The sequence below is a fragment of the Rhodovulum sp. HP10 genome, from assembly GCF_047553435.1.
Taxonomy (GTDB): Bacteria; Pseudomonadota; Alphaproteobacteria; order Rhodobacterales; family Rhodobacteraceae; genus Rhodovulum.
This window is the reverse complement of record NZ_CP180201.1, coordinates 577612-600298: the sequence shown is the minus strand read 5'-3', so window position 1 is coordinate 600298 and position 22687 is coordinate 577612. Positions and strand designations below refer to the sequence as shown.

The 22687-nt window shown below is 67.9% G+C and carries 21 protein-coding genes, 1 tRNA gene and 2 pseudogenes; 19 read left to right on the top strand and 5 right to left on the bottom strand.

All coding sequences use genetic code 11. The annotated features are described in order from the left end of the window. Positions 1-585 precede the first annotated feature (585 nt). Positions 586-3828: a PAS domain-containing protein gene (locus ACK8CO_RS02680; protein WP_414898076.1), complete on the top strand. Its 3243-nt coding sequence runs from the start codon at positions 586-588 to the stop codon at positions 3826-3828. Further along, positions 3825-4448 carry a LuxR C-terminal-related transcriptional regulator gene (locus ACK8CO_RS02675; protein WP_369822820.1) on the top strand — a complete coding sequence of 208 codons (624 nt, stop codon included), beginning with the start codon at positions 3825-3827 and terminating at the stop codon, positions 4446-4448. Before ACK8CO_RS02680 ends, ACK8CO_RS02675 begins: the two co-directional genes overlap by 4 nt. A 1302-nt stretch (positions 4449-5750) precedes the next feature. Here the strand turns inward: ACK8CO_RS02675 and ACK8CO_RS02670 are convergent. Further along, positions 5751-5879 (bottom strand): annotated as a pseudogene (locus ACK8CO_RS02670) (LysR family transcriptional regulator); the annotation flags it as partial. Positions 5880-6209: 330 nt separating this feature from the next. Here ACK8CO_RS02670 and ACK8CO_RS02665 point away from each other — a divergent pair. After that, a pseudogene (locus tag ACK8CO_RS02665) lies at positions 6210-6410 on the top strand (IS3 family transposase); the annotation flags it as partial. Positions 6411-6665: 255 nt separating this feature from the next. On the opposite strand, the gene ACK8CO_RS02660 reads toward ACK8CO_RS02665, so the two are convergent. Next, positions 6666-6755: transfer RNA gene (locus tag ACK8CO_RS02660), tRNA-Ser, on the bottom strand. Between the two features lie 160 nt (positions 6756-6915). Here ACK8CO_RS02660 and ACK8CO_RS02655 point away from each other — a divergent pair. The 8 genes from ACK8CO_RS02655 (at position 6916) to ACK8CO_RS02620 (ending at position 13725) form a co-directional block, all read left to right on the top strand. Beyond that, positions 6916-7752 carry a DUF2059 domain-containing protein gene (locus ACK8CO_RS02655; protein ID WP_414898075.1) on the top strand — a complete coding sequence of 279 codons (837 nt, stop codon included), beginning with the start codon at positions 6916-6918 and terminating at the stop codon, positions 7750-7752. A 238-nt stretch (positions 7753-7990) separates the two neighbouring features. After that, complete coding sequence (locus tag ACK8CO_RS02650) at positions 7991-8620, top strand: 50S ribosomal protein L21 (protein ID WP_080615924.1); 630 nt, start codon at positions 7991-7993, stop codon at positions 8618-8620. Between the two features lie 18 nt (positions 8621-8638). Beyond that, positions 8639-8908: a 50S ribosomal protein L27 gene (gene rpmA, locus ACK8CO_RS02645; protein WP_080615925.1), complete on the top strand. Its 270-nt coding sequence runs from the start codon at positions 8639-8641 to the stop codon at positions 8906-8908. Positions 8909-9232: 324 nt separating this feature from the next. Further along, positions 9233-9772: a GNAT family N-acetyltransferase gene (locus tag ACK8CO_RS02640; protein WP_414898074.1), complete on the top strand. Its 540-nt coding sequence runs from the start codon at positions 9233-9235 to the stop codon at positions 9770-9772. Positions 9773-9775: 3 nt separating this feature from the next. After that, complete coding sequence (locus ACK8CO_RS02635; protein WP_414898073.1) at positions 9776-10342, top strand: GNAT family N-acetyltransferase; 567 nt, start codon at positions 9776-9778, stop codon at positions 10340-10342. After that, positions 10329-11369: a GTPase ObgE gene (gene obgE / locus ACK8CO_RS02630; protein WP_080615928.1), complete on the top strand. Its 1041-nt coding sequence runs from the start codon at positions 10329-10331 to the stop codon at positions 11367-11369. The genes ACK8CO_RS02635 and obgE overlap by 14 nt, the downstream gene beginning before the upstream one ends. Next, entirely contained in the window at positions 11357-12463 is a 1107-nt protein-coding gene (gene proB, locus ACK8CO_RS02625; RefSeq protein WP_414898072.1) for a glutamate 5-kinase, read from the top strand. The genes obgE and proB overlap by 13 nt, the downstream gene beginning before the upstream one ends. Beyond that, the gene (locus ACK8CO_RS02620; RefSeq protein ID WP_414898071.1) at positions 12460-13725 is read left to right on the top strand and encodes a glutamate-5-semialdehyde dehydrogenase; all 1266 of its coding nucleotides are present in this window, start codon (positions 12460-12462) and stop codon (positions 13723-13725) included. Before proB ends, ACK8CO_RS02620 begins: the two co-directional genes overlap by 4 nt. Before the next feature lie 116 nt (positions 13726-13841). Here the strand turns inward: ACK8CO_RS02620 and ACK8CO_RS02615 are convergent, their stop codons facing one another. Then, positions 13842-14447 (bottom strand): histidine phosphotransferase family protein, encoded by a 606-nt coding sequence (locus tag ACK8CO_RS02615; RefSeq protein WP_080615931.1) that lies wholly within the window; start codon positions 14445-14447, stop codon positions 13842-13844. A gap of 35 nt (positions 14448-14482) precedes the next feature. Between ACK8CO_RS02615 and ACK8CO_RS02610 the strand changes: the two genes are divergently transcribed. The 3 genes from ACK8CO_RS02610 to ACK8CO_RS02600 all read left to right on the top strand — a co-directional run bounded on the left by ACK8CO_RS02610 (position 14483) and on the right by ACK8CO_RS02600 (position 16429). After that, entirely contained in the window at positions 14483-14665 is a 183-nt protein-coding gene (locus ACK8CO_RS02610) for a DUF3553 domain-containing protein (protein ID WP_042461154.1), read from the top strand. A gap of 172 nt (positions 14666-14837) precedes the next feature. Then, on the top strand, positions 14838-15614 hold the full coding sequence (locus ACK8CO_RS02605; RefSeq protein ID WP_414898070.1) for a GNAT family N-acetyltransferase: 777 nt from the start codon (positions 14838-14840) through the stop codon (positions 15612-15614). Beyond that, on the top strand, positions 15611-16429 hold the full coding sequence (locus ACK8CO_RS02600; protein WP_414898069.1) for a lysophospholipid acyltransferase family protein: 819 nt from the start codon (positions 15611-15613) through the stop codon (positions 16427-16429). The genes ACK8CO_RS02605 and ACK8CO_RS02600 overlap by 4 nt, the downstream gene beginning before the upstream one ends. 62 nt (positions 16430-16491) lie before the next feature. Here ACK8CO_RS02600 and ACK8CO_RS02595 read toward each other — a convergent pair whose 3' ends face one another. Next, complete coding sequence (locus tag ACK8CO_RS02595; RefSeq protein WP_414898068.1) at positions 16492-17112, bottom strand: thiamine phosphate synthase; 621 nt, start codon at positions 17110-17112, stop codon at positions 16492-16494. Between the two features lie 429 nt (positions 17113-17541). Between ACK8CO_RS02595 and ACK8CO_RS02590 the strand changes: the two genes are divergently transcribed. The 5 genes from ACK8CO_RS02590 (at position 17542) to ACK8CO_RS02570 (ending at position 21700) form a co-directional block, all read left to right on the top strand. Further along, positions 17542-18282: an RNA methyltransferase gene (locus ACK8CO_RS02590; RefSeq protein WP_080615935.1), complete on the top strand. Its 741-nt coding sequence runs from the start codon at positions 17542-17544 to the stop codon at positions 18280-18282. A gap of 55 nt (positions 18283-18337) precedes the next feature. Further along, positions 18338-19483: a COX15/CtaA family protein gene (locus ACK8CO_RS02585; protein WP_414898067.1), complete on the top strand. Its 1146-nt coding sequence runs from the start codon at positions 18338-18340 to the stop codon at positions 19481-19483. 6 nt (positions 19484-19489) lie between these two features. Then, the gene (locus ACK8CO_RS02580) at positions 19490-20968 is read left to right on the top strand and encodes a carboxypeptidase M32 (protein ID WP_414898066.1); all 1479 of its coding nucleotides are present in this window, start codon (positions 19490-19492) and stop codon (positions 20966-20968) included. Positions 20969-21043: 75 nt separating this feature from the next. Beyond that, positions 21044-21301, top strand: a complete 258-nt coding sequence (locus ACK8CO_RS02575) for a hypothetical protein (protein ID WP_414898065.1) — start codon at positions 21044-21046, stop codon at positions 21299-21301. Positions 21302-21523: 222 nt separating this feature from the next. After that, positions 21524-21700, top strand: a complete 177-nt coding sequence (locus ACK8CO_RS02570) for a hypothetical protein (protein ID WP_196774368.1) — start codon at positions 21524-21526, stop codon at positions 21698-21700. Positions 21701-21846: 146 nt separating this feature from the next. Here ACK8CO_RS02570 and ACK8CO_RS02565 read toward each other — a convergent pair whose 3' ends face one another. Next, a complete protein-coding gene (locus ACK8CO_RS02565; protein ID WP_414898064.1) occupies positions 21847-22635 on the bottom strand; it encodes an enoyl-CoA hydratase in 789 nt (262 codons plus the stop codon). Between the last annotated feature and the right edge of the window lie 52 nt (positions 22636-22687).

The following is a 22687-nucleotide window of genomic DNA, read 5'->3' as shown; positions in this document are numbered from 1 at the left end:
CTGCCCGGGCGCCGCAGAGCGAATCGGCTCTGATCCCGTCGGCCATCGGGCAGTTCCCGGGCGCGCGGAAGGGGGGCCGCCGGTCGGTTCGTGCCCATGATAGTGCCGATCCGCTTTCCGATTTTCGCGACCGCCAAGGTATCGACAGAAATGCCCTCCCAACCGCTTTTCTCTGCCGGACGGAAAGGCCCGGTGGCCAGCGCTGCTCGGCGCCGGTTTCCGGGATCTCCGGACGCGCTCACGATTCGGCGCGGGCCTCACGGTGAAACGCCTTGGGGAAGAAGGCATTTGGACGCGGCGGCGTTTTCTGGCGAGGCGCTTGCGCCGCTTCGGGCGGAAATCCGGCGCGAAAGCGGTCTATCTTTGCGTGGTGAGTTCCGTGGATCATTGAGCCGCCACGGCGGGCAATGTAGTGGTAGGGCTCGCCGCCGGTCTTCCACCACTTCAGGTCCGGCGATTTACATTTTGCAGCGTACCGCTGGGAGACAAACGATGTGTCCCTCGGATACTGCGCCGTCTTCCGATCCCGACACCCGGTACCCCCCCCCGGAGGTCGCGGAGGAGATCGCGGCGCAATCTGGAGCAGTGAAGACGGCCCGCGACCGGTTCCGGCTTGCGGACGGCACGGCCATGCAATGGGCGCTGGAACGCATCTGTGCCATGCTGCGCGTGCCGGAGGACGGCTTCGGTGCGGTTCTGGCCGAGGTGCTGAACGAGTTGACCGCCGTTCTCGGGGCGACGCGGGCAGAAGTGTTGCGGCCGAGCTCCGACGGGCGCTGGCTGTTTCTCGAGATGATCTGGCAGCGGGAGCCGGGGCCCGTCACCGGCGCGGCCCGGATCGAGGCTGCGGCGCTTCCGGTTGCCTGGTGGGCCGCGTTCCACGCCGAGGCGCCTCTGGTCTGCGATGATCTTGCGAATTGCGACCCGGCTTTTTTTCCGGCCAATGCCGCCGCCCTGGCCGGGATCGGTGCGGTGCTGGCGGTTCCGTTCAGCTTCGATGCCCGCTTTGGCGGGGCGCTCCTGCTGTCCGGCCCGGCGGGCCGCCTTCTGCCCGAGGCGGTTCCGACCGAGGCGCTGGCGGCCCTGGCCCAGGCGATCGGCAGCCGTCTAGGCGGTGACGGTCTGGTCGTGCCCGGGGCGGCGGTGCCGCCGCTGTCGGAGGCCGAGAGCCGCGCGGCATCTGCGGTCGATACGGTGATGACCTTCGACGATGACGGGCGCGTGGCCTCTTGTTGCAGCCGGCGCGACCGCGCCCTGGCCGACGGGCTGAAGGGGCTCGCCGGCAAGATGCCCGAGGATTTCCTGCCGCCCGAAGAGGCAACCCGGCTGCGCTCGGCCCTCGAACGCTGCCGCATCGAGGGCCTGACGGCCCCGTTTCCGCTGCGTTTGCCGACCCGGGCCGGAATACGCGAGATGCGGGCAAGGGCGTTCGGGCGGGCAGGGGCCGATACGGCGCCGGACGGGGCCCCGGCCGGTCTCGGCCTGATCCTGCAGGAAGACCCGGGGGCCGAGCCCGGCCGGTGGCATGGCGAGATCTGCGCCCGGGCGATGGAGACGATGAGCGTTCCGGTCGTGATGGCCGACGGCTCCGGTCGCATCTCCTGGGTGAATGCGGCCTTCGAGCGCTGCACCGGCTTCGATTTTTTTGACGCGCTGGGCTCTGTTCCGGCAGAGCTTCTGCAGATCGAGATGCCGGTGGCCGGCGACTGCGCCCGGCTGACCGCTGCGCGTCTGGCGCGCCGTCCGGCCCGTGCCGAAATGAGGTGCCGGACCAGATCGGGCGAGGTCCTCATCCTCGAGGTCTCGATCATGCCGCTCTTCGATGCGGCAGGCACCTGTCTTGGCACGGTCTCGACGGCGACCGATATCGCCGTGCACCCGGCGGGCGAGGCCGGGCTTGCCCTTAGCGAGGGGGTGGTGGCCCATACCGCCTGGGAGAGGCTGGCGAATGCCGCCGAGGCCTTGCCTGACGGCTTTGCCTGTTTCGACGCCGAGGGTCGTCTGGCGATCTGCAATGCCCGGTTTCGCGAGGCTCTGTCGATGGCCGGGACCGCGGTTGTGCCGGGCCTGGGCTTTCGCGAGATCTTCGAGGGCGCGCTGGCCCGGCTCATGCCCCGGAGCGATCCGGCGCAGCGGGCCCGCTGGATCGCGGGTCGGAGTGAGGGGCGGGTTCTGGAGGGCGCGCTCCGCGATGGAAGCTGGCTGCGGCTGAGCGCATTGCTGAGCCCGGATGGCGGCTGCGTCGTGTTGTGCACCGATATCACCGCGCTCCGGCGCGAGGCCCGGAGAACCCGCGAGAAGCTGATCGCGGCGATGGAGGCCTCGGCCGACGGCGTTGCCATCACCGACAGCTCGGGTGCATATCTCTACATGAACCGGAGCTTTCGCGAGATGCTCGGGATCGGCGCCGGGGTCGATGTCAGGGCCCGTCTCTGGCAGGAGTTTCATTCCGAGGAGGAGGCCGCGCGCATCCGGGCGGTATCGACGGGGCCGTTGCGGAGCCGTGGTATCTGGAGCGGTCGGGTGGTCGCCCGCAGAGCCGATGGCGAACCCGTCGACCAGGAAGTTTCGGTGGTCCGGCAGGCCGATGGCTGCAAGCTCTGCATCTGCCGCGACAGGTCCGAGTGCGGTCGGCGCGTGCGGGATGAGGCGGGCCTGCGCGAAGAGCTGCAGCTGGTGCAGCGCCGTCAGGTCATCGCCCAGGTTACGGCCGGGCTGATGCATGACTTCAACAACCTTCTGGCGACGGTGTCCGGCTCGGCTTTGCTGTTGCGCGGCGGGGACGATGCCGAGCGCAATATCGCGCGCATCCTTGCCGCCAGCGAGCAGGCCGGGGCGCTGGTCAACCGGCTCGCCTCGCTCGAGCAGCGCGCGCCCCGTCCCGGCCTGATCGACCTGCGCCGTCCGCTCGAGGAGGCGGTCAGCCTGGTCCGGGCCGGGGCCCATGACAGGCTCGGGCTCACGCTCAGCTTGCCGCGCGAGCCGATGCCCGCGGTTGCCGATCCGACCGATGTGATCCAGGTGTTCCTGAACCTGCTTCTGAACGCGCGCGACGCGATCTGCCGCCGGACCCTCGGGACCTGCCGCGGCGAGATCTCCGTGACGGCCGAACTGGCCCATGGGCGCGCCCTGCGCCGCAAGCTCCGGATCGGCCAGCTCTTGCCGGACCGGCGCTACTACCTTCTAAGCGTTACCGATAACGGCTCGGGCATCAACTGGGCGGTCCGCCGGCGCCTGTTCGAGCCCTATTTCTCGACCAAGGGCAACCAGGGCACCGGCCTGGGGCTGTCGATCGTCGAAGGCGCGGTGACCGAGAATGGCGGGGCCATCGGGTTGCAGAGCCGCTGCGATTGCGGCACCCGGTTCAGCGTGTATTGGCCTGTGGCCTCCGCCGCGCCGCAGGACGATGCGCGTGCGGCAGGGCCGCCCTGCGGTCGACTGGCCGGCAACAGGATATTGCTGGCCGATGGCGATCAAGATGCCTTGCGCATCCTGTCGGCTTATCTTGAAACTGCCGGCGCTGAGGTGGCGGCAAGCAACAACCCAGAGGATATTCTGGAGGCCGTCCGCAGCGATCCGGAGAACTGGGATCTTCTGGTGACGGATTTCGATATGCCGAGGCTGACCGGAGCTGACCTGGCTGCCGCGGTGCGCAGATATGCGCCGGGCCTGCCGACCTTGCTGGTCACGGCCGTGGCCGACTGGCATCTGCGATCTGGAGCGGCCTGCCGCGATCTGTTTTCCGGTGTCCTCGGCAAGCCGGTTGCCTCGGCCGATCTTATCGCTGGGGCCGTGGCTGCGATTGGAGGAAGACAGACGGAACGATGACGATAAAGGTATTGGTTGCCGACGATCACGAACTTCTGCGGGATACGCTGGAGCTTTATTTTCAACAGTCCGACGGGGTCGATGCAGACTTCGTCGGCGACTACCCCTCCGCGCTGGAAAAGATGCAGGGAGAGACGGAATACGATCTCGTTCTGCTGGATTACAGCATGCGCGGCATGAACGGTCTCGAAGGGTTGAAGGCCGCGCTCGGGGTCGCCGGGTCGAACCGTGTGGCGCTGATGTCGGGCATCGCACCCCGCGATGTGGCGGCCGAGGCGCTCAATCTCGGGGCGGCGGGGTTTCTGCCGAAGACGCTCTCGGCGAAGTCGCTGCTGAGTGCCGTGCGTTTCATGGCCGAGGGCGAGCGCTATGCGCCGATCGACTTCCTGATGGGTGAGGACCAGGCGAGCCTGGCAAACCCGCTGGCCGAAAAGCTTCTGAGCCGGGAGGTTCAGGTGTTGCGGCGGCTTCGGGCGGGGATGTCGAACAAGGAAATCGCCCGCGAGTTGGGTGTCACCGAGCCCACGGTCAAGCTTTACCTGAAATCGCTTTTCCGCAAGATCAACGTCAATAATCGCACCCAGGCCGCGCTGTTCGCGCAGGAAAACGGCCTGTTCTAGCGCCGGCGGGCCGCCGGTGCCGAGGCGACTGACCGTGCGCCCCTCTGCGGCAGGTCTGTCCGGGCGCTGGCCGTGCCGGTTCGGCTCCCGACGCGTCTATCCCCGCCGCTTCGGCCCTGTCGATGCGCCCGGGGCCGCGCGCTGCCCGGCGCGAGCTGCGGATCCGGTGTCGCGTGGCGGGAGGAGAGGCAAAGCGGCGGCGCTTCGGACCGGAACGGCAAGCGCCGCCGCAGCCCTGCTCCCGATATTTCTCCCCGGATGCCCTTGGCGCCGGAATGTTTCCTGTCCATTGTGACAGGTCTCGGGAACCGGCTGCAACCCGAAACAGGGGATGGGAGCGGGCCTGCACTTCGCATCAGAAAAGGGGGCTGTTGTCTTCGGCAGGAACCTGCCGCTCGGCATCAGATCATGCTCAGGATTGTCTGTTCCTGCAAAAGCGGGACTGGACGAGGCCGCCGGGCTTTTCAGCCGGAGCCTTTCACCGATGCGCATGCCGATCGCCCATGTCCGGCAAATGCCGCTGTTCCCGCCCGGTTCGGTCGGGAGCAGGTGGCCTGCCCCCGGAAAACTGGTCCTCTCTGAAGTGGCCTTGCGAGCCGGATGGAGGAGGAGGAATGAGACAAGAGAGACACAATCTGGAGGAGAGCGTCGCGAAGCTTCGGCAGGTTTATGTACCGGTATCGCGGGCTTGCCCGGTGGCGGAGGCCGTGCGGTGACGCGGGTCATCTGCTACCGCTGACGTAAGGCATTCGGCTGATTGAAGACCGGCCAGGTGAAGCCTCACGACGCGTCGCCCGGCTATAGGCCGCCAGGTCCAGAGGTCACGCAGGGCCTTCCGGAAACGCTTCGTCGGCCGCCACGATGGGTAGCTCTGAGACCCGTCATGCACGAAGACTGAAACCGGACCACCCAATGGGGGCAGGCCACATCATATCGAACAGCACGATATATCGAACAGCACGATGCCACCCGAGTACGGAACGGCCGCGGCTTTTAGGGATCCAAGCGCAGAGTGCAAATCTGGTCGGGCAACGGATAACCTCCACCTCTTCCTTCAGGCGGCGGTTCTACCTGCGACGTTCGGCCAGTTCCGCGGCCTGCGCCTGTTGCCGACGGATCGCCTCGGCCGAGCCAGCGGCGGCCATTTCGAGCCGCCACCCTTTCAGCTGTGACGACGTCATGCCGAGCTCGCGCGCGACACTGGTCTGGGTGGGCCGGGCTCCGACGGGCGGGCGACGGCCTGTTCCTTGAACTCGGCGGTGAAGTGACGGCGGGGGTGTCTGCTCATGTGGGATCCCTCTCTCAGCGAGTGCGATAACTCCCAGTCGGGGATTCGCGGGCAAGCTCAAACAGAAGGATGCCAAGGTCTTCTTCCAGCGCCTTCACGCGGGCGCTGAGGCTGGATTGCGCCACGCCGAACGCATTGTCGGCGTGGCGGAAGTTGAGCTATTCGGCGACGGCGAGCGTCTGGATCAGCGAAGCCATGGGAATGCGCCCACCAGCACGCGCAGAGTATTGCCTGTAATGCGTGTTATTGAGGTCTCGTCTCTGCATTCGAGGCCAATCGCTTGTTTACTTCACGGCAGCGTTGCCACCATCGGCGAACAGAGCTGATCCGGTGACGAAGCTGGCCATGGAACTGGCAAGGAAAAGATCAGAAGAAGGCCAACGCCTCTATGAGCCGTAAGGGCGATTGCTTGGAGTTCAAGCAGGTCCGCGCCAGCGCCTTCGAACGGTCCGGGGGACCGTTCGAAGGCGCAGAACGCACCGATGGAGAGCGTCTTCGGCTTGCTCAAGAACGAACCGGTCCACCGCACCAGGTTCCGGTCGCGCCAAAAGGCGAAGGCCGCGCTGTTCGAGTACATCGCGATTTTCTACAATCGCCGGCGCCGCCATTCGAGCATCGGTTCCCGCACGCCCGAACAGGCAAGGATCGACATGGCCGCCTTGATGGCCGCATAGTGAACATCAGTCCGGGATCCGGGGGCAAGCTCACCCCAGGCTGTCCGCCAAGACCGGAGAATGCGCCCCGGCCGACTCGAGGATGGCTTCCTGTGCGCGGCCGGTCACGCGCTTCATCACGTGCCAGCCGATTAAACGATTGTGCAGCAAACCGCCTTTTCCGTCATGGACATGTACGGCAAGCCAACCCCAGCACCTAGGCAGCATGCGGTGGTCGGCGGCATATAGGCTATTTTTGGCGGAAATCAGCGGTAATGGCGGAGAGACAGGGATTCGAACCCTGGGACCCCGTGAAGGGTCAACGGTTTTCGAGACCGCCCCGTTCGACCACTCCGGCACCTCTCCGCACGCCCGTGGCCTTGTGGAGCGGTCATGTAGTGGCAACGGCGACCACGTGCAACCGGTTTTTCATGCAGAGGAGGAAACTTAATTCCGGATCTGCGGCGCTGTTGGATTTCCGGCCGCTTCGCGATAGCTCTGAAAGCGCCATGAAACGGAGCCGCCGATGTCACGCCTCGTTGCTGCAATCGCTCTGATCGTTGTCCTTGCCGTGGGAGCGGCGCGGGCTGACGACGGGGCAGGGGCTGCCTCGCTGCAGGCGCTTGTCGAGGCGCTGGCCTTGCCCGAGCTTGTCGAGGTCATGCGCGAGGAGGGGCTGGCCTATGGCGAGGGGCTCGAGGACGAGCTCTTTCCCGGCCGCGGCGGGGCCCGCTGGGAGACGACGGTAAACCGCATCTATGACGGCGGCCGAATCGAGGCCGAGATGCGCGAGGCGCTCGACCGGCGCCTGGGCGAGGCCGAGATCGCGCCCCTGGTTGCCTTCTTCACCTCGCCCCGGGGCGCCCGGATCGTTGCGCTGGAACTCTCGGCCCGGCGGGCGATGCTCGATCCCGAGATCGACAAGGCCAGTCGCGAGCGGCTGGAGGAGATGCAGGCCGATGGCGATCCGAAGCTCGAGCTTGTCGGTCGTTTCATTGCCGCCAATGGCCTGATCGAGGCCAATGTCGCAGGCGCGCTGAACGCCAATTACGCCTTCTATACGGGGCTCGTCGATGGCCGTGCCTTCGACTACCCGGTGATCGAGGCGCAGATCCTCGACGATATCAGGCGCCAGGCACCCGAGATTCGCGAGGACACCCGGACCTGGCTCTTTTCCTATCTGACGATGGCCTATGCACCGCTCGACGCCGCAACGATGGAGGCCTATATCGGGCTGTCCGAGACCCGGCCCGGCCAAGATCTGAACGATGCGCTTTTCGAGGCGGTCGAAACCGTGTTCCAGAGCATCTCGCATGAGCTGGGACTGGCCGCAGCGCGGTTCATCGCCGGGCAGGATCTCTGACAGCCTGCGGCGGGGCGGTTCGCGGCGCCGGCGCTGGGCGGGCTTGACTTGAGGGGCGAAATCGCCGATACGCACGGCTCTGGTCCGGACTGCGCTCGCGCGCGGTGATCTGGACCTTTCGCGATAGACGACATATTGACAACGCTCCGAAGGGAGCACGCTGTCCGGGGTGCGCAGCAGCGCGCGAACGCCGCCAGGGGCGGGGCCGAAGGACGCGGCGGTAAGAAGGAAATGGCCGATGTTTGCGGTCCTCAAGACCGGTGGCAAGCAGTACAAGGTGCAGTCCGGTGACGTTCTGCGCGTCGAGAAGCTTGCAGCCGAAGCCGGTGAGACGGTTCAGTTCAACGAGATCCTGATGCTGGACGGCCAGGTTGGCGCGCCGACCCTCGATGGCGCCGCAGTGCAGGCCACCGTGATCGACCAGATCAAGGGTGACAAGGTCATCCATTTCGTCAAGCGCCGCCGTAAGCACGGTTCGCAGCGCACCAAGGGCCACCGCCAGCAGCTGACGCTTCTGCGCGTGACCGAGATCCTCGCCTCGGGCGGTGCCGAGACCGGCGTCAAGGCCGCGATCGGGGCCGGGTCTGTTGCGGGTGCTGCCTCGGCCGAACCCAAGGCTGCCAAGGCGAAGGCGCCGAAAGCTGCCGAAGCCGCCGCGCCTGCCGCCGGCGACGACCTGAAGAAGCTGCCCGGTGTCGGCCCGGCGATGGAAAAGAAACTGCACGAGGCCGGGGTGACCCGCTTTGCGCAGATTGCCGCCTGGACCGATGAGCAGGTGGCCGCGATGGATAGCCGTCTCGGCCTGAAGGGCAAGATCGTGAACGATGGCTGGGTGGCGCTTGCCAAGGACCTGGCCGGCAAGGCCTAAGCGAGAGGAGAGGACGACATGGCACACAAGAAAGCAGGCGGCTCCTCGCGCAACGGGCGCGACTCCGCCGGTCGCCGTCTCGGCGTGAAGATCTATGGCGGCCAGGCGGTCGCTTCGGGCAATATCATCGTCCGTCAGCGCGGCACCAAGTTCTGGCCGGGCGAAGGCGTGGGCATGGGCAAGGACCATACCATCTTCGCGACCTGCGAAGGCGCCGTGGCCTTCAAGAAGGGCCTCAAGGGGCGCACCTTCATTTCGGTTCTCCCGGTGGCGGAGGCCGCCGAGTAAGCCGAAACCTCAGGGCGACGAAAATTGGGGGATCGGCGTAAGCCGTTCCCCTGTTTTCGTTTGAAAAACCGGAGGGACAGATGACGGCAGGCGCCTCTCGGCGCCCCGAAGGGTCCGCAGCCGGAACGTCATCCGACGGGACGGTCCTGCGACGGTCTTCGGGGAAGGACGGGCGCCTTGTACCGCGCCGGGGCGGTCGCCATCTTGGTCCCGGAACCCGCCTGCGGGCGGCACGCGCCCGTCGCCGTCCGGGCGCTGCAGTGAAGACCGGGGCGCCAGCTGGCGGCCCGGCGGTCCTCTCGTGCTTTTCGGAGGAGGAAAGCCATGAAACTCGACCTTATCCCTCCCCAGCCTGCGGTCGCGGCCGAACGCTTCGTGCTGCGTCCGGTGCGCCGGTCGGATGCCGGGTTGCTGTCGCTTTACACCAGCGACCTCCGGGTGGCCCGGTTCACCCGGTCTATCCCGCATCCGCTGCCGCCGGGCGCCACCGAGGCCTTCATCCACCGTGCGCAGGATCCCGAGCGCAGCGAGGATGTCTGGGTGATGGACGGGGCCGAGCAGGGGCTTTCCGAAGTTCTGGGCGTGATCGCGCTCGACCGGATGGAGCGCGATCAGTCCGAGATCGGCTACTGGGTCGCGCCCGCCTTCTGGAATACCGGCATCGCCTCCGAGGCGGTGGGCGCGCTGCTGGCGGCCAATCCGCAAAAGGCCAAGACGGTCTTTGCCGAGGTGTTCCAGGACAATCCCGGATCGGCGAGGGTGCTGACCAATGCCGGTTTCGAATATATCGGCGATGCCGAGGCCTATTCGGTGGCGCGGGAGGCCAAGGTGGCCACCTGGACCTACCTCAAGAAGCTCGACTGAGCGATGTGGGGCGCGGCGGCGGACGGATTTCGGGTCGAGACGCCGCGCCTTGTCCTTCGGGCGTTCCGACCTGCGGATCTCGATGCGCTGATGCGGATCGGCCGGGATCCGCGCGTGGCCCGGATGATGTGCAGCCTTCCGGTGCGCTGGACCCGGCGGCAGGCCGCGACCTGGGTTGCGCGCTCGTGCTTTCGGGGCGAGCCCGCCTTCCGGCTGGCCATCGAAGGGCGCAATGACGAGTGCAGTGAGGGGCTGGTGGGCGTGGCGGGGATTGCCGGCGCGCCGGTCTCGCTGGCCTACTTTCTCGATCCCGCGGTCTGGGGCCGGGGTTATGCCACCGAGGCGATGCGCGGTTTTCTGGCGACGGTCTTCGCGCGCTTTCCCGGGCTCGACGTGCTGGCGGCCGATCATTTCGCTGACAATCCCGGATCGGGCCGCGTGCTCGGGAAGCTCGGCTTCGAGCGGCTCGGATGCGGCACCGGTCGGTCGCTGGCGCGGCTTGAGCCCGCGCCCAATATCCACTATCGCCTGATACGCGCAAAATTCGAGGCTCTTCATGAAATTCCTTGACCTCGCAAAGGTCTATATCCGCTCGGGCAGCGGCGGGAACGGCTGTATCAGCTTCCGCCGCGAGAAATATGTCGAGTTCGGCGGCCCCGATGGCGGCGATGGCGGCCGCGGCGGCGATGTCTGGGTCGAGGCGGTCGAGGGGCTGAACACCCTGATCGACTTTCGTTACCAGCAGCATTTCTTCGCCCAGAACGGTCAGGGCGGCATGGGCCGCCAGAAATCGGGCGCCTCGGGCCGCGACATGGTGCTGAAGGTGCCGGTCGGCACCGAGATCCTCGAGGAGGACGAAGAGACGGTGGTCGCCGACCTGACCGAGCTCGGCCAGCGCGTTCTGCTGGCCCAGGGCGGCAATGGCGGCTGGGGCAACCTGCATTTCAAGACCTCGACCAACCAGGCGCCGCGCCGGGCCAATTCCGGGCAGGAAGGGGTCGAGCGCACGCTCTGGCTGCGGCTCAAGCTGATCGCCGATGCGGGGCTTCTGGGGCTGCCCAATGCCGGCAAGTCGACCTTCCTGGCCGCGACCTCGAATGCCCGGCCGAAGATCGCCGATTACCCGTTCACGACGCTGCATCCCAATTTGGGCGTGGTCGGCGTCGACGGGGCCGAATTCGTCATTGCCGACATTCCCGGCCTGATCGAGGGCGCCCATGAGGGGCGCGGTATCGGCGACCGCTTCCTCGGCCATGTCGAACGCTGCGCGGTGCTTCTGCATCTGATCGACGGCACCTCCGAGGATGTCGCGGCCGATTGCAGGACGGTTCTGACCGAGCTCGAGCTTTACGGCGGCGATCTGGCCGACAAGCCGCGGGTGACGGTGCTGAACAAGATCGACAGTCTCGATGACGACGAGCGCGCCGAGAAGCGCGCCGCGCTGGAAGAGGCCTCGGGCGGGCCGGTGATGCTGATGTCGGGCGTTGCGCGCGAGGGCGTGACCGAGGTACTGCGCGCGCTGCGCGCCCGGATCGACGACGACCGGCTGCGCCTGAAGCGCGAAGACAGCGGGGAGGGCGAGGCGTGGCGTCCCTGATCGCGACCCGTCGGCTGGTCGTCAAGATCGGCTCGGCGCTTCTGGTCGACCGGAGCACGGGCCGCCTGCGCGCGGACTGGCTGAAGGGGCTGGCCGAGGATGTGGCGATGCTGAAGGCGCGCGGCACCGATGTGGTGCTGGTCTCGTCGGGCTCGATCGCGCTGGGGCGCGGCGTTCTCGGGCTGGGGCTCGGCGCCTTGCCGCTCGAACAGAGCCAGGCCGCCGCCGCGGTCGGCCAGATCCGGCTGGCCCGCGCCTATGAGGATTGCCTGGAGCCCCACGGGATCACCACCGCGCAGGTGCTGGTGACGCTCGAGGATACCGAGGACCGGCGGCGCTATCTGAACTCCCGCTCGACGATGGAGACGCTGCTGGGGTTCGGCGCGGTGCCCATCGTCAACGAGAACGACACCATCGCCACCGACGAGATCCGCTTCGGCGACAATGACCGGCTCGCGGCGCAGGTTGCGGTGACGGTGGGGGCCGATGTGGCGGTGCTGCTGTCGGATGTCGACGGGTTCTATACCGCGAACCCGATGCAGGATCCCGAGGCGCATCGCTTCGATCTGATCGAGGAGATCACACCAGAGATCGAGGCGATGGCGGGCGATGCCGGATCGGGGCTCTCGAAGGGGGGCATGAAGACCAAGCTGATGGCGGCCCGGACCGCGACCGGTGCGGGCTGTGCGCTGGCGATCACCGAGGGCTCGCGGATGCGGCCCCTGAAGGCGCTGGAAGAGGGCGCGGCCTGTACTTGGTTCCGCCCCAAGGGCGATCCGCGTGCCGCGCGCAAGGGCTGGATCGCGGCGATGAAGCCGCGTGGCTTCGTCCGGGTCGACGAGGGCGCGGCCGGGGCGCTGAAACGCGGCAAGTCGCTTCTGCCCGCGGGCGTGACCGAGGTGACCGGCGATTTCGGCCGCGGCGAGCCGGTCGCGATCCTCGGGCCGCAGGGCGAGGGGCTTGGCGCCGGACTTTCGCGCTATACTTCTGCCGAGGCGCGGCTGATCCTGGGATGCCGCTCGGGTGACATCGAGGCGATCCTCGGCTATCCGGGACGCGCGGCGCTCATTCACAGGGACGACATGGCGATATGAAGGACATCACCGAAATCCATTCCCTCATGGCCGATCTCGGCGCCCGTGCCCGGGCGGCCTCGGCCGAACTGGCCTTCGCGGCGCCCGAGGCCAAGCGCCGGGCGCTGGAGGCGGCGGCCGATGCCGTGCTGCGCCACAAGCCGCAGATCCTTGCCGAGAACGCGACCGACATGGAATACGGCCGCGACAAGGAGCTGAGCCCGGCGATGCTGGACCGGCTGATGCTGAACGAGGCCCGGATCGACGCCATCGCCGCGGGCCTGCGTGCGGTTGCCGCCCAGCCCGACCCGGTGGGGCAGGTTATGGCGGAATGGGACATGCCCTCGGGCCTGCATATCCGCCGGGTGCGCACGCCCCTGGGCGTGATCGGCGTGATCTATGAAAGCCGTCCCAATGTCACCGCCGACGCGGGCGCGCTGTGCCTCAAGGCCGGAAATGCGGTTATCCTGCGCGGCGGCTCGGAAAGCTTCCATTCCTCGGGCGCGCTGCATGAATGCCTGGTGGCGGGGCTTGCAAAGGCGCGGCTGCCCGAGGATGCGATTCTGCGCGTGCCGACCCGCGACCGCGCGGCGGTCAGCGAGATGCTGACGCTCACGCAATATATCGACGTGATCGTGCCGCGTGGCGGCAAGGGGCTTGTCGGCCTCGTCCAGCGCGAGGCGCGGGTGCCGGTCTTCGCCCATCTCGAGGGCATCGTGCATATCTATGTCGACAAGGCCGCCGATCCGGCCAAGGCGCTGTCGGTGGTACTGAACGCCAAGACCCGGCGCACCGGCATCTGCGGCGCGGCCGAATGCCTGCTGATCCACAAGGACGTGGCCGCGACGCTTGGCGCCGATCTGGTCGCGGCGCTGGTCAAGGCTGGGGTGCGGGTCCATGCCGACAAGGCGCTGGCCCGTCTGCCGGGCACGGTGCCCGCCACCGCCGAGGATTGGGGGCGGGAATATCTCGACATGGACATCGCCGCCAGGGTGGTGGGCGATATCGACAGCGCGATCGAACATATCCGCGCCTATGGCTCGGGCCATACCGATGCCATCCTGACCGAGGACGATGCGGCGGCGGCGCGGTTCTTCGAGCGGCTCGACAGCGCGATCCTGATGCGCAATGCCTCGACCCAGTTCGCCGATGGCGGCGAATTCGGGATGGGGGCCGAGATCGGGATCGCGACCGGCAAGCTTCATGCCCGCGGGCCGGTCGGCGCCGAACAGCTGACGAGCTTCAAATACCTCGTCGAGGGCGACGGCACGCTCCGGGCCTGAGGTCCGGAGGCGAGGCCTGGAGGAAAGGCCCGGGGAAAGGGCCGGAGGAAAAGCCCGGGGGCGCGGGGCAAAGCGGCCATCGGTTCCCGGGGCTTCGTCTTCGGACGGGCGTCGGCTCAGAAGGCCAGTGTCAGCCAGGTGTCGTCGTGATCGAGCGACAGCCGTCGCCCCAGGGCGGACAGCGCCATCGGCAGAAGCGCGAATTGCACTTCGGCGGGGCGGAGGTCTTCATGGGAGGGGCGACCATCGCTCAGCGGCGCCCAGAGCCGGGGGTCGAGCGTCATCCTCTCGGCCTCGGCCGCCAGGGTGACGCCACCGTCACGCCAGTTCAGCGCGATCCGGCCGCCGCGGGGCAGGGCGGTCTCGGCGCAGAGGACCGACAGAAGCGCGCTTTTGGCCGCGCTTCGGCTCAGCGCGGCGGGCGGGTCGGCGGTGACGCTCAGCCGGGTGCCGCCGTAATAATCCGCAAGGATTTCGCAGACTTCGCGCCCGGCCACCTCGGCATCCTCGCTGGCGGCACCGAAGGCGAGGCGGAACATCCGGATCCGGGCATTGGCGCGGGCGACGCTGTCGGAAATCAGCGCCAGTTCCTCGCCCGGCGCCTCGCCGGGGGCGTCGGCCGCGGCCATGGCCAGAAGCTCCATCCCGTTGCCGATGGCGCCGATCGGGCTGATAAGATCGTGGCAGATGCGCGAGCCCACGAGCGCGGTGAGATCAGACATGCGACACCGCCGGGATGGCCCACAGGAGAGTGACGATGAGACCGATGAATGCGATTCTCGAACCCGGAATGCTGGTGCGCCATCCCGGAGAGCCGGATTGGGGGCTGGGCCAGGTGCAATCCGTGATCGGCGCACGTATCACGGTGAATTTCACCGATGCGGGAAAGGTCGTCATCGACGGAACGCGGATCGAGCTCATGCCTGTCTTTTCGTCCTGAACATTTCGATGGGCTCAAGCTGCCCCATCATCGTTAATGGTATATTAACGTGATCGCTGTCGCTGGTGTCGTGGCAGTATGCGGCTGAGGCTGTGGCCAGGTCGGGTGGCGCGGTTGCACTTGTTCCGGCGGCGCCCTAGAAGCGGGCGACAGTCTCTGCAGGGGGTGAGGCATGCAGCCGCCCGACGATTTCTTTGAGCTGCGCCTCGCCCGGTCCGAGGCCGATCTGATGGCCGCCCAGCGTCTGCGCTACGAGGTGTTCGTGGCCGAGCTGGGGGCGGACGGCCCGCTGGTCGACCATGAGGCGCGGCTTGAACGCGACGATCTCGACCCGCATTTCGACCATCTGCTGCTGATCGACAGCCGACGCGACGCGGCGACGCTCGATCATGTGGTGGGGGTCTACCGGCTTCTGACATCCGAAAGGGCGGCGGAGATCGGGCGGTTCTACAGCGAGGACGAATACGATCTGTCGGCGCTGAAGGCCTCGGGGCGGCGGCTGCTGGAGCTGGGACGCTCCTGCGTGCATCCCGATTATCGCGGCGGAACCGCGCTCTATCACCTGTGGAACGGGCTGGCCGATTACGTGCTCGACCAGGAGATCGAGGTCCTGTTCGGGGTGGCGAGCTTTCACGGCACCGATGCCGGGGCGCTGGCGCAACCGCTGTCCTATCTGCACCACCGCCATCTCGCGCCGCCCGAGCTTCGGGCGCGGGTGCTGCCCGATCATTTCCAGCGCATGGATCTGATGCCCGAGACCGCGCTCGACCGCAAAGGCGCGATGCTGGCGATGCCCGCGCTCATCAAGGCCTATCTGCGGCTGGGCGGATTCGTCGGCGAGGGGGCGTTCATCGACCGCGCCTTCAACACCACCGATGTCTGCCTCCTGATGGATACGGCGAGGATGAACGCCAAGAGCCGCTCGCGCTACATGCGGGGGCAGGAGTGACGACCTGGCGGGGGGCGCCGCCGCCCGACATGCCGCGGATCGGGGCGGCGGGCTGGTTGCGGGTCGGGCTGCGCGGCGCCGGGCTGATCGGGCTGCTGGTCCTTGGCATGGCCCTGACGCTGCCCCTGCGGCTGATCGAGCGGCCGCTTTTCGGGCTGAGGCGCCCGGTCACGCCCTGGATCACGCAAGCTGTCAGCCGCGCCGCGCTGGCGATCCTCGGATTGCGCTACCGGAGGCGCGGAAGGCCGATGCAGGCGCGCGGTGCGCTGGTCGCGAACCATGCCTCCTGGCTTGACATCTTTTCGCTGAACGCGGGCGGGCGGGTCTATTTCGTGTCGAAGGCCGAGGTCGCGGACTGGCCCGGCATCGGCTGGCTGGCCCGCGCGACGGGGACGGTCTTCATCGCGCGCGACCGGCGCGAGGCGAAGGCGCAGGCCGATCTCTTCGAGGCGCGGCTGAGGGCCGGTCACCGGCTGGTCTTCTTTCCCGAGGGCACGTCGACCGATGGCCGGCGGGTTCTGCCTTTCAAGTCGACGCTGTTCGCGGCCTTCCTCGGGGCCGAGCTGCGCGGGATCCTCTCGGTGCAGCCGGTGACGGTGATCTATACCGCGCCCGAAGGCGAGGACCCCGCCTTTTACGGTTGGTGGGGCGATATGGGCTTCGGGCCGCATGCGCTGAAGCTTCTGGCCTCGCCCCGGCCGGGGGGGGTGGAGCTGGTCTACCACCCGCCGCTGAAAGTGTCGGAATTCGCCGACCGCAAGGCGCTGGCGCGGGCCTGCGAAGCGGCGGTGCGTCGCGCGGCGCCGACGGCCTGAGGCAGAGCCCGGCCAATCCCGAAACGGGCCTCGGCCGGGGCAGTGGATGGGGGCCGTCGGGCTCAGCCCATATGGGCGATCAGCGCACCAAGGGCTGCCGCGGCATCGTCCTCGCGCCAGATCTCCTCGCCCAGGGCGAAGAAATCGGTGACCGGGCTCAGGGTCGCGACGGTGGCCGCATCAAGTGCGCCCTCGGCCACGACCGGGATCTCGATCATTTCCGACCACCAGCCGAACAGATCGGCCTCGGCCCGGCTGCCATCGCCCAGCCCGCTTTCGCCCGCCGGTCCGAAGGCGATGTAATCGGCCCCGGCCTCGCCCGCGCCGATCCCGTCATGGCGCGAGGCGCCGCAGAAGGCGCCGACGATCGCATCGGCGCCAAGCAGCTTGCGCACCTTGCGGACGCTGCGCGCGCCGTCGGTCAGATGCACACCGTCCAGCCCCAGCCGCTCAACCAGCCCGACATGGGCGTCGATCACCAGCGGGATGTCGCGGGCATGGGCGGTCTCGCGCAGCGCATCGGCGGCGCGGGCCACGAGATCCTCGTCATGGCTGGCCATGGACAGGCGCAGACAGGCGACCTCATGGGCGTCGAGCACCGCGGCAAGGCGCGGCGCGAAGCTGTCGGGATCGAAGGCAGGCGGGGTGATCAGGTAGATCTGCGGGCGCTCGGGTTCGGCCATTTTCGGGCTCCTCTTATCCGTGGCGCCGCTATAGCGGGGTTTTTTCCGGTTGGCTACGGTTGGCCTGCCCGCGCGCAATGCGATGGAGGAGGGCGCGCGCCTGCGAGAGTATCTTGCGTCCGTCCCTGGTCGCGGGGCGCCGCTCCCCGGATCGGTATCGACCGGGACAAAGCCTGGCATCCGCCGCCCCGCAGGACCGCGCGCCGGGCAGCGCCCGCGCGAACGGGATCGACGCGGCGCCCGCGCCCTGCCAAAGCTGCGGCTCATGATGTCGCCGCCGACCATCCGTGCTTCGCTGAAAGGGCCGGCCCCCTCGGGTTCGGCCGGAGGCTTGTCGGTTGGCTCCCGGTCGAGGCCATGGGCCCGTCCGGCTTGCCCTTTCGGCGGGCAACGCGTATCACCCCGCCGTTTTTCAAGGAAGCAAGCCCCATGACCGCCAACCAGCCCGTCTTTGTCCTCGTCCGCCCTCAGATGGGCGAAAACATTGGGGCGGCGGCGCGTGCGATGTGGAATTTCGGGCTCGACCGGATGCGTCTGGTCGCGCCGCGCGACGGCTGGCCCAATCCGCGCGCGGTGGCGCTGGCCAGCGGTGCCGGGCGGCTTCTCGACCATGCCGGGATCCATTCCACAACGGCCGAGGCGATTGCCGATTGCGACTATGTCTTTGCCACCACGGCACGGCCGCGCGGCCTGACCAAGCCCGTCGTCACGCCCGAACAGGCGATGACCGAGACCCGCGCCCTGCTGGCCGCCGGGCGCCGGGTGGCGGTGCTGTTCGGGCCGGAGCGCGCCGGGCTTGAAAACGACGACATCGCGCGCGCCAATGCCATCGTGAACGTGCCGGTGAATCCGGATTTCGCCTCGCTCAATCTGGGCCAATGCGTCCTGCTCAGCGCCTATGAATGGCGGCGCCAGACCGCCGGGATCCTGCCCGAACGTCTGGAACTGGCGGGGGCCGATCCGGCCAGCCTGCAGGATGTCGAGAAACTGGCCGAGCATTACGAGGAGCGGCTGTCCGAGGCCGGGTTCTTCTTTCCCGAGACCAAGGCGCCGGGGATGAAGATCGCGCTGCGCAACATGTGGAGCCGGATGCCGCTGACCCGGCCCGATGTGCAGATCCTGCATGGAATGCTGCGGCAATTGACACGGGCGCGGGGCCGCGGCGAGTGACTTGCGGTGCCGCGCCCGCCCGCCTAGTCTCGCCGCGCAAGACGGAGAGGGGCCGATGAGCAAGACCCGCAGCAAGCCGAAGACCCGCAGCATTTTCGAGGAGGTCGGCACCGAGGCGCCGCCCGAACGGCCGGTGGTCCAGCCCGGTGCCATCGACCGCGCCGCCCGGCGCGGCGCGCGCGGGGCCGTCGCCTGGTGGCTGATCTCGGTCTTCGTGCTGATCGCCGCGATGCTGATCGCGGGCGGCGTGGCGCGGCTGACCGGCCATCCGGCGAGCCTGCCGGGCTTCGGTCCGCTTTACGGCAAGTTGCCTCCGCTCGACGCTTCGGGCTGGTCTGCCGCCTTCGAGCGCTTCACCGCGGCCGGAGGCACGGCCGATCTCGCGGGCTTCCGGACGCTTTACTGGTGGGACTGGGGCATCCGGCAGGCGGGCACGCTTGCGGCGCTGGTCTGGGCGCTGGGCAGTCTCGGGTTTCTCGCCTTCGGCAAGCTGCCCAAGGGCTGGGCGGTCCGGCTTCTGCCGCTTGGCGGCACCATCCTCGGGATCGGCGCGGCCGATTGGGCGATGGGGCCGACGGGGCTCTTGCCCGCGCCCTTCGACGCCGCCTCGCTGCGGCTGGCGGCGATGACGGGCTTCGGTTTCGCCGGGATGGGGCTCGCCGCCTGGGGGGCGATGCAGCTGCGCCGCACCGAGGCGCAGCTGATGCAGGCCCGCCGCGCCCGAGACGGGCGCGCCTTCGGCATGGCGACCGGGGTCATGCATCTGGCCTTCCTGCAGATCCTCTTCGGGGCGATGCTGGGCGCGCTCGATCAGGGTCGCAGCTTTCCCGACTGGCCGCTGATGGCGGGCGCGATCCTGCCGCCCGAGCCGCTGGCGCTGGAACCGGTCTGGCGCAATATCTGGGACAATCCCGGCCTCGTGCAGTTTCTCCATCGCGGGCTTGGCTATCTGGTCGTGCTGCTGGGGCTCGCGGCCTGGCTGCGGGGGCGCAAAAGCCCCCATGCCCGCACCCGCCGCGCCTTCGACTGGCTTGGGGTGATGATCTTCGGCCAGGCGGTGCTGGGTGTCGGGTCCGTGCTTTACGCAGGCCAGTGGCATATGGCACTGACCCATCTGGTGGGCGCGGTTCTTCTGTGGATTCTGGTGCTGCGCGCCCGGTTCATGGCGCAATATCCGGTTCAGCAATCCATCCGGGGGTGATGTGCGATGACCGCCTTTGACGAGCTGATGAGCTTCCAGCGCGAGACCGAGGCGCTCGGTCAGGTCGCGATGCGGCTGGGCTGGGACCAGGAGACGGTGATGCCGCGCGGCGCCGCGCAGCAGCGCGCCGAGGAAATGGGCGCGCTCGAGACGGTCCTGCACCGCCGCCGCAGCGATCCGCGTCTGGGCGACTGGCTGGGGGCGATCGACGACGATCTGCTCGACGAGACCGGCCGGGCGCAGATGCGCCATATCCGTCGCAGCCATGCCCGTGCGACGCGCCTGCCCGAGACGCTGTCGGCCGAGATCGCCCGGGTCACGAGCCGCGCCCAGGGGATCTGGGCCGAGGCCCGCGCCGCCGATGATGCGACGCATTTCCTGCCCACCCTGCGCGAGGTGGTGCGGCTCAAGCGCGAGGAGGCGGCGGCGCTGGCGATGGGGGGCGATCTTTACGACGCGCTTCTCGACGATTACGAGCCCGGCGCGACCGCGGCCGGGCTGGCGGCGATGTTCGACCGGATGCGCCCGCGTCTGGTCGGCCTGCGCGAACGGATCATGGGCTCGGGGCGGACGCCCGCGCCGCTTGCGGGCCATTTCCCCGAGGCCGGGCAGATGGCGCTCTCGCGCGAGGTTGCCACGCATTTCGGCTATGACTGGCGGCATGGGCGGCTCGATTTCTCGGTCCATCCCTTCACCTCGGGCTCTGGCACCGATGTCCGGATCACCACCCGGGTCGACGAGGCCGAGCCGCTGGGCGCGCTTTACTCGACGCTGCACGAGACCGGGCATGGGGTCTATGAACAGGGGATCGATCCGGCCTATGGGCTGACGCCGCTGGGCGCGGGCGTCTCGATGGGGGTGCATGAAAGCCAGAGCCGGATCTTCGAGAACCAGCTCGGGCGCAGCCGCGCCTTCTGCGGCTGGCTTCACGGACGGATGACCGAGGTGTTCGGCTCTGCCGGGGCGGCCGATGCCGAGGCGTTCTATGCGGCGGTGAACCGCGTCCATTCGGGTCATATCCGGACCGAATCCGACGAGGTGCATTACAATCTGCACATCATGCTGCGCTTCGATCTGGAGCGCGAGCTGATCGCCGGGCGGCTCGAGGTCGAGGATCTGGAAGAGGCCTGGAATACCCGCTTCGAAGCCGATTTCGGGGTCGCGGTCGAGCGGCCGAGCCAGGGGCTCTTGCAGGATGTGCACTGGTCGGTCGGGCTGTTCGGCTATTTCCCGACCTATACGCTGGGCAATGTCTATGCCGGTTGTCTCTATCAGGCACTGCGCGCGGCGGTGCCCTCGCTTGACGCCGATCTGGCGCGCGGCCATGCCGAGCCCGCGACCGCCTGGCTGAAGGCCGAGGTCCAGCGTCACGGCGGGCTTTACGAACCGGCCGAGACGATCCGACGGGCCTGCGGCTTTGCCCCGTCCGAGGCGCCGCTTCTCGACTATCTCGATGCCAAGTTCGGCGCGATTTACGGGCTTTGAGCCGGGCGTCGGGCCCGGTCCGGAGCCTGGAACCGAGGCTGGTCCGGTGGCGGCAGCGCTGCCAGAAAGGCGGCCATGAGCTGGCATGACCCGCTTTGGCAGAGGATCTGGACCCCCGCGCGCCGGGTGGCCTTCGCCATTGTCGCCCGTCTCTGGTGGCGCCGCCCGCCCGAAGAGATCGCGGCGCGGCTTGCGGCGCGGCCCCTCAGCGAACAGGCCCTGATCGTGGCGGCGGTGCTGGCAGGGCTTTTCCTGACCAGCCTGCTTTTCGCCCATGCCGGCATTCCGGGCGTTCTGAGCTTCCTGCTTCTGGTGATCCTGCTGATCCGCTGAGCAGGCCCCGGATTTCGGCGCGGATCGCTTCGGATGCGACGTTCACAGGTGTTTGATTGCGACGAAATGACGCCTTTTTCCTGTCTTCTTTCAATGGTTTGCGTCTCGATTTCTCAGGCATGCCGTTGAAAATGAAGTTTTTTCCGTTCTGTCGGTGATCCGGTTCCGAAGCGCGCGCGTATCTCCTTGTACATTGCAACCTGCACAGAGAGGACGCGACCAATGGATATCGATGCGATCAACGCCGTTCTGGGTCTTGGCACCCTCGGCTTCGTGCTTGCCTTCGCCTATATCAACCTGCGCCAGACCGAGGAACAGCTCAAGGCCTCGCGCGAGCGTCGCGAGAAACGCGAGAAACGTGACGCTGCCCGCGTCGGCCGTGCCGTTCCGGCCGAATGACAGGTTCCGGATCGGGGCCGGGCGGATGCCGTCCGGCCCCGACCGTCGTCAGGTCTTCTGCCGCCCCCGTCTTTTCGTAGCCCAGTCTTTTCGTAACGCCGCCTTTTCGTAACGCCGCCTTTTGTCTCTCGCTTCAGACCTGCCATTCAGACCTGCCATGCGGGGGGGCGCTTCTCGAGGAAGGCCCCGATGCCTTCCTGTGTCTCCTCCAGCATCATGTTCTCGACCATCGCCGTGCCCGCGCGGGCATAGGCTTCGTCTATTCCGCAGTCGAGCTGGTCGTAGAACAACCCCTTGCCGACCCTGATCGCGGGCGAAAGCTTGCCCGCCAGCGTCTCGGCCAGCCGCCAGGCGGCATCCTCCAGCATCTCGGCGGGCACCGCTCGGTTGATGAGCCCCAGGGCCTCGGCCCTTGTGGCGTCGATGAACTGGCCCGTGGTCAGCATCTCGAAGGCTTGCTTGCGCGGGATGTTCCGGCTGAGTGCGACCATGGGCGTCGAGCAGAACAGTCCGATATTCACCCCGTTCACCCCGAACCGCGTGCCCTCGGCCGCGATTGCCAGATCGCAGGAGGCCACCAGCTGGCAGCCCGCCGCGGTGGCGATGCCATGAGGGGCCGCGATCACCGGCTGGGGCAGGCGCATCAGCCCCGTCATCACCCGTGCGCAGCGCTCGAAGAGATCGGCGAAATAGGCCCGGCCGCCATCGAGCGCCTGCCGACCGGCCTGCATCTCCTTCAGGTCATGCCCGGCGCAGAAGGCCTTGCCGCTGCCCTTCAGGATCACCGCGCGGGTATCGCGATCCCCGGCCAGCGCGTCGATCTGGGCCTGCAGCGCGGCCAGCATCGCGTCGGAGAGCGCGTTCAGCCGCTCGGGCGCGTTCATTGTCAGGATGGCCACGCCCCGGGTGTCGTTGCGTAACAGGATTTCGGTCATCTTGTGTTTCCTCCCTCTGGTGGCGAAGACTAGGGCGGAACGGGAGAGGGGA

What these genes read in the sequence shown, in the direction of transcription:
- ACK8CO_RS02605 (WP_414898070.1), top strand. Translation starts at nt 14,838, where the DNA reads ATGCAGCCGCCCGACGATTTCTTTGAGCTGCGCCTCGCCCGGTCCGAG.
- ACK8CO_RS02650 (WP_080615924.1), top strand. Translation starts at nt 7,991, where the DNA reads ATGTTTGCGGTCCTCAAGACCGGTGGCAAGCAGTACAAGGTGCAGTCC.
- ACK8CO_RS02585 (WP_414898067.1), top strand. Translation starts at nt 18,338, where the DNA reads ATGAGCAAGACCCGCAGCAAGCCGAAGACCCGCAGCATTTTCGAGGAG.
- rpmA (WP_080615925.1), top strand. Translation starts at nt 8,639, where the DNA reads ATGGCACACAAGAAAGCAGGCGGCTCCTCGCGCAACGGGCGCGACTCC.
- obgE (WP_080615928.1), top strand. Translation starts at nt 10,329, where the DNA reads ATGAAATTCCTTGACCTCGCAAAGGTCTATATCCGCTCGGGCAGCGGC.
- ACK8CO_RS02615 (WP_080615931.1), bottom strand. Translation starts at nt 14,447, where the DNA reads ATGTCTGATCTCACCGCGCTCGTGGGCTCGCGCATCTGCCACGATCTT.
- ACK8CO_RS02675 (WP_369822820.1), top strand. Translation starts at nt 3,825, where the DNA reads ATGACGATAAAGGTATTGGTTGCCGACGATCACGAACTTCTGCGGGAT.
- ACK8CO_RS02620 (WP_414898071.1), top strand. Translation starts at nt 12,460, where the DNA reads ATGAAGGACATCACCGAAATCCATTCCCTCATGGCCGATCTCGGCGCC.
- ACK8CO_RS02565 (WP_414898064.1), bottom strand. Translation starts at nt 22,635, where the DNA reads ATGACCGAAATCCTGTTACGCAACGACACCCGGGGCGTGGCCATCCTG.
- ACK8CO_RS02575 (WP_414898065.1), top strand. Translation starts at nt 21,044, where the DNA reads ATGAGCTGGCATGACCCGCTTTGGCAGAGGATCTGGACCCCCGCGCGC.
- ACK8CO_RS02640 (WP_414898074.1), top strand. Translation starts at nt 9,233, where the DNA reads ATGAAACTCGACCTTATCCCTCCCCAGCCTGCGGTCGCGGCCGAACGC.
- ACK8CO_RS02610 (WP_042461154.1), top strand. Translation starts at nt 14,483, where the DNA reads ATGAGACCGATGAATGCGATTCTCGAACCCGGAATGCTGGTGCGCCAT.
- ACK8CO_RS02635 (WP_414898073.1), top strand. Translation starts at nt 9,776, where the DNA reads ATGTGGGGCGCGGCGGCGGACGGATTTCGGGTCGAGACGCCGCGCCTT.
- ACK8CO_RS02595 (WP_414898068.1), bottom strand. Translation starts at nt 17,112, where the DNA reads ATGGCCGAACCCGAGCGCCCGCAGATCTACCTGATCACCCCGCCTGCC.
- ACK8CO_RS02570 (WP_196774368.1), top strand. Translation starts at nt 21,524, where the DNA reads ATGGATATCGATGCGATCAACGCCGTTCTGGGTCTTGGCACCCTCGGC.
- ACK8CO_RS02655 (WP_414898075.1), top strand. Translation starts at nt 6,916, where the DNA reads ATGTCACGCCTCGTTGCTGCAATCGCTCTGATCGTTGTCCTTGCCGTG.
- ACK8CO_RS02580 (WP_414898066.1), top strand. Translation starts at nt 19,490, where the DNA reads ATGACCGCCTTTGACGAGCTGATGAGCTTCCAGCGCGAGACCGAGGCG.
- ACK8CO_RS02590 (WP_080615935.1), top strand. Translation starts at nt 17,542, where the DNA reads ATGACCGCCAACCAGCCCGTCTTTGTCCTCGTCCGCCCTCAGATGGGC.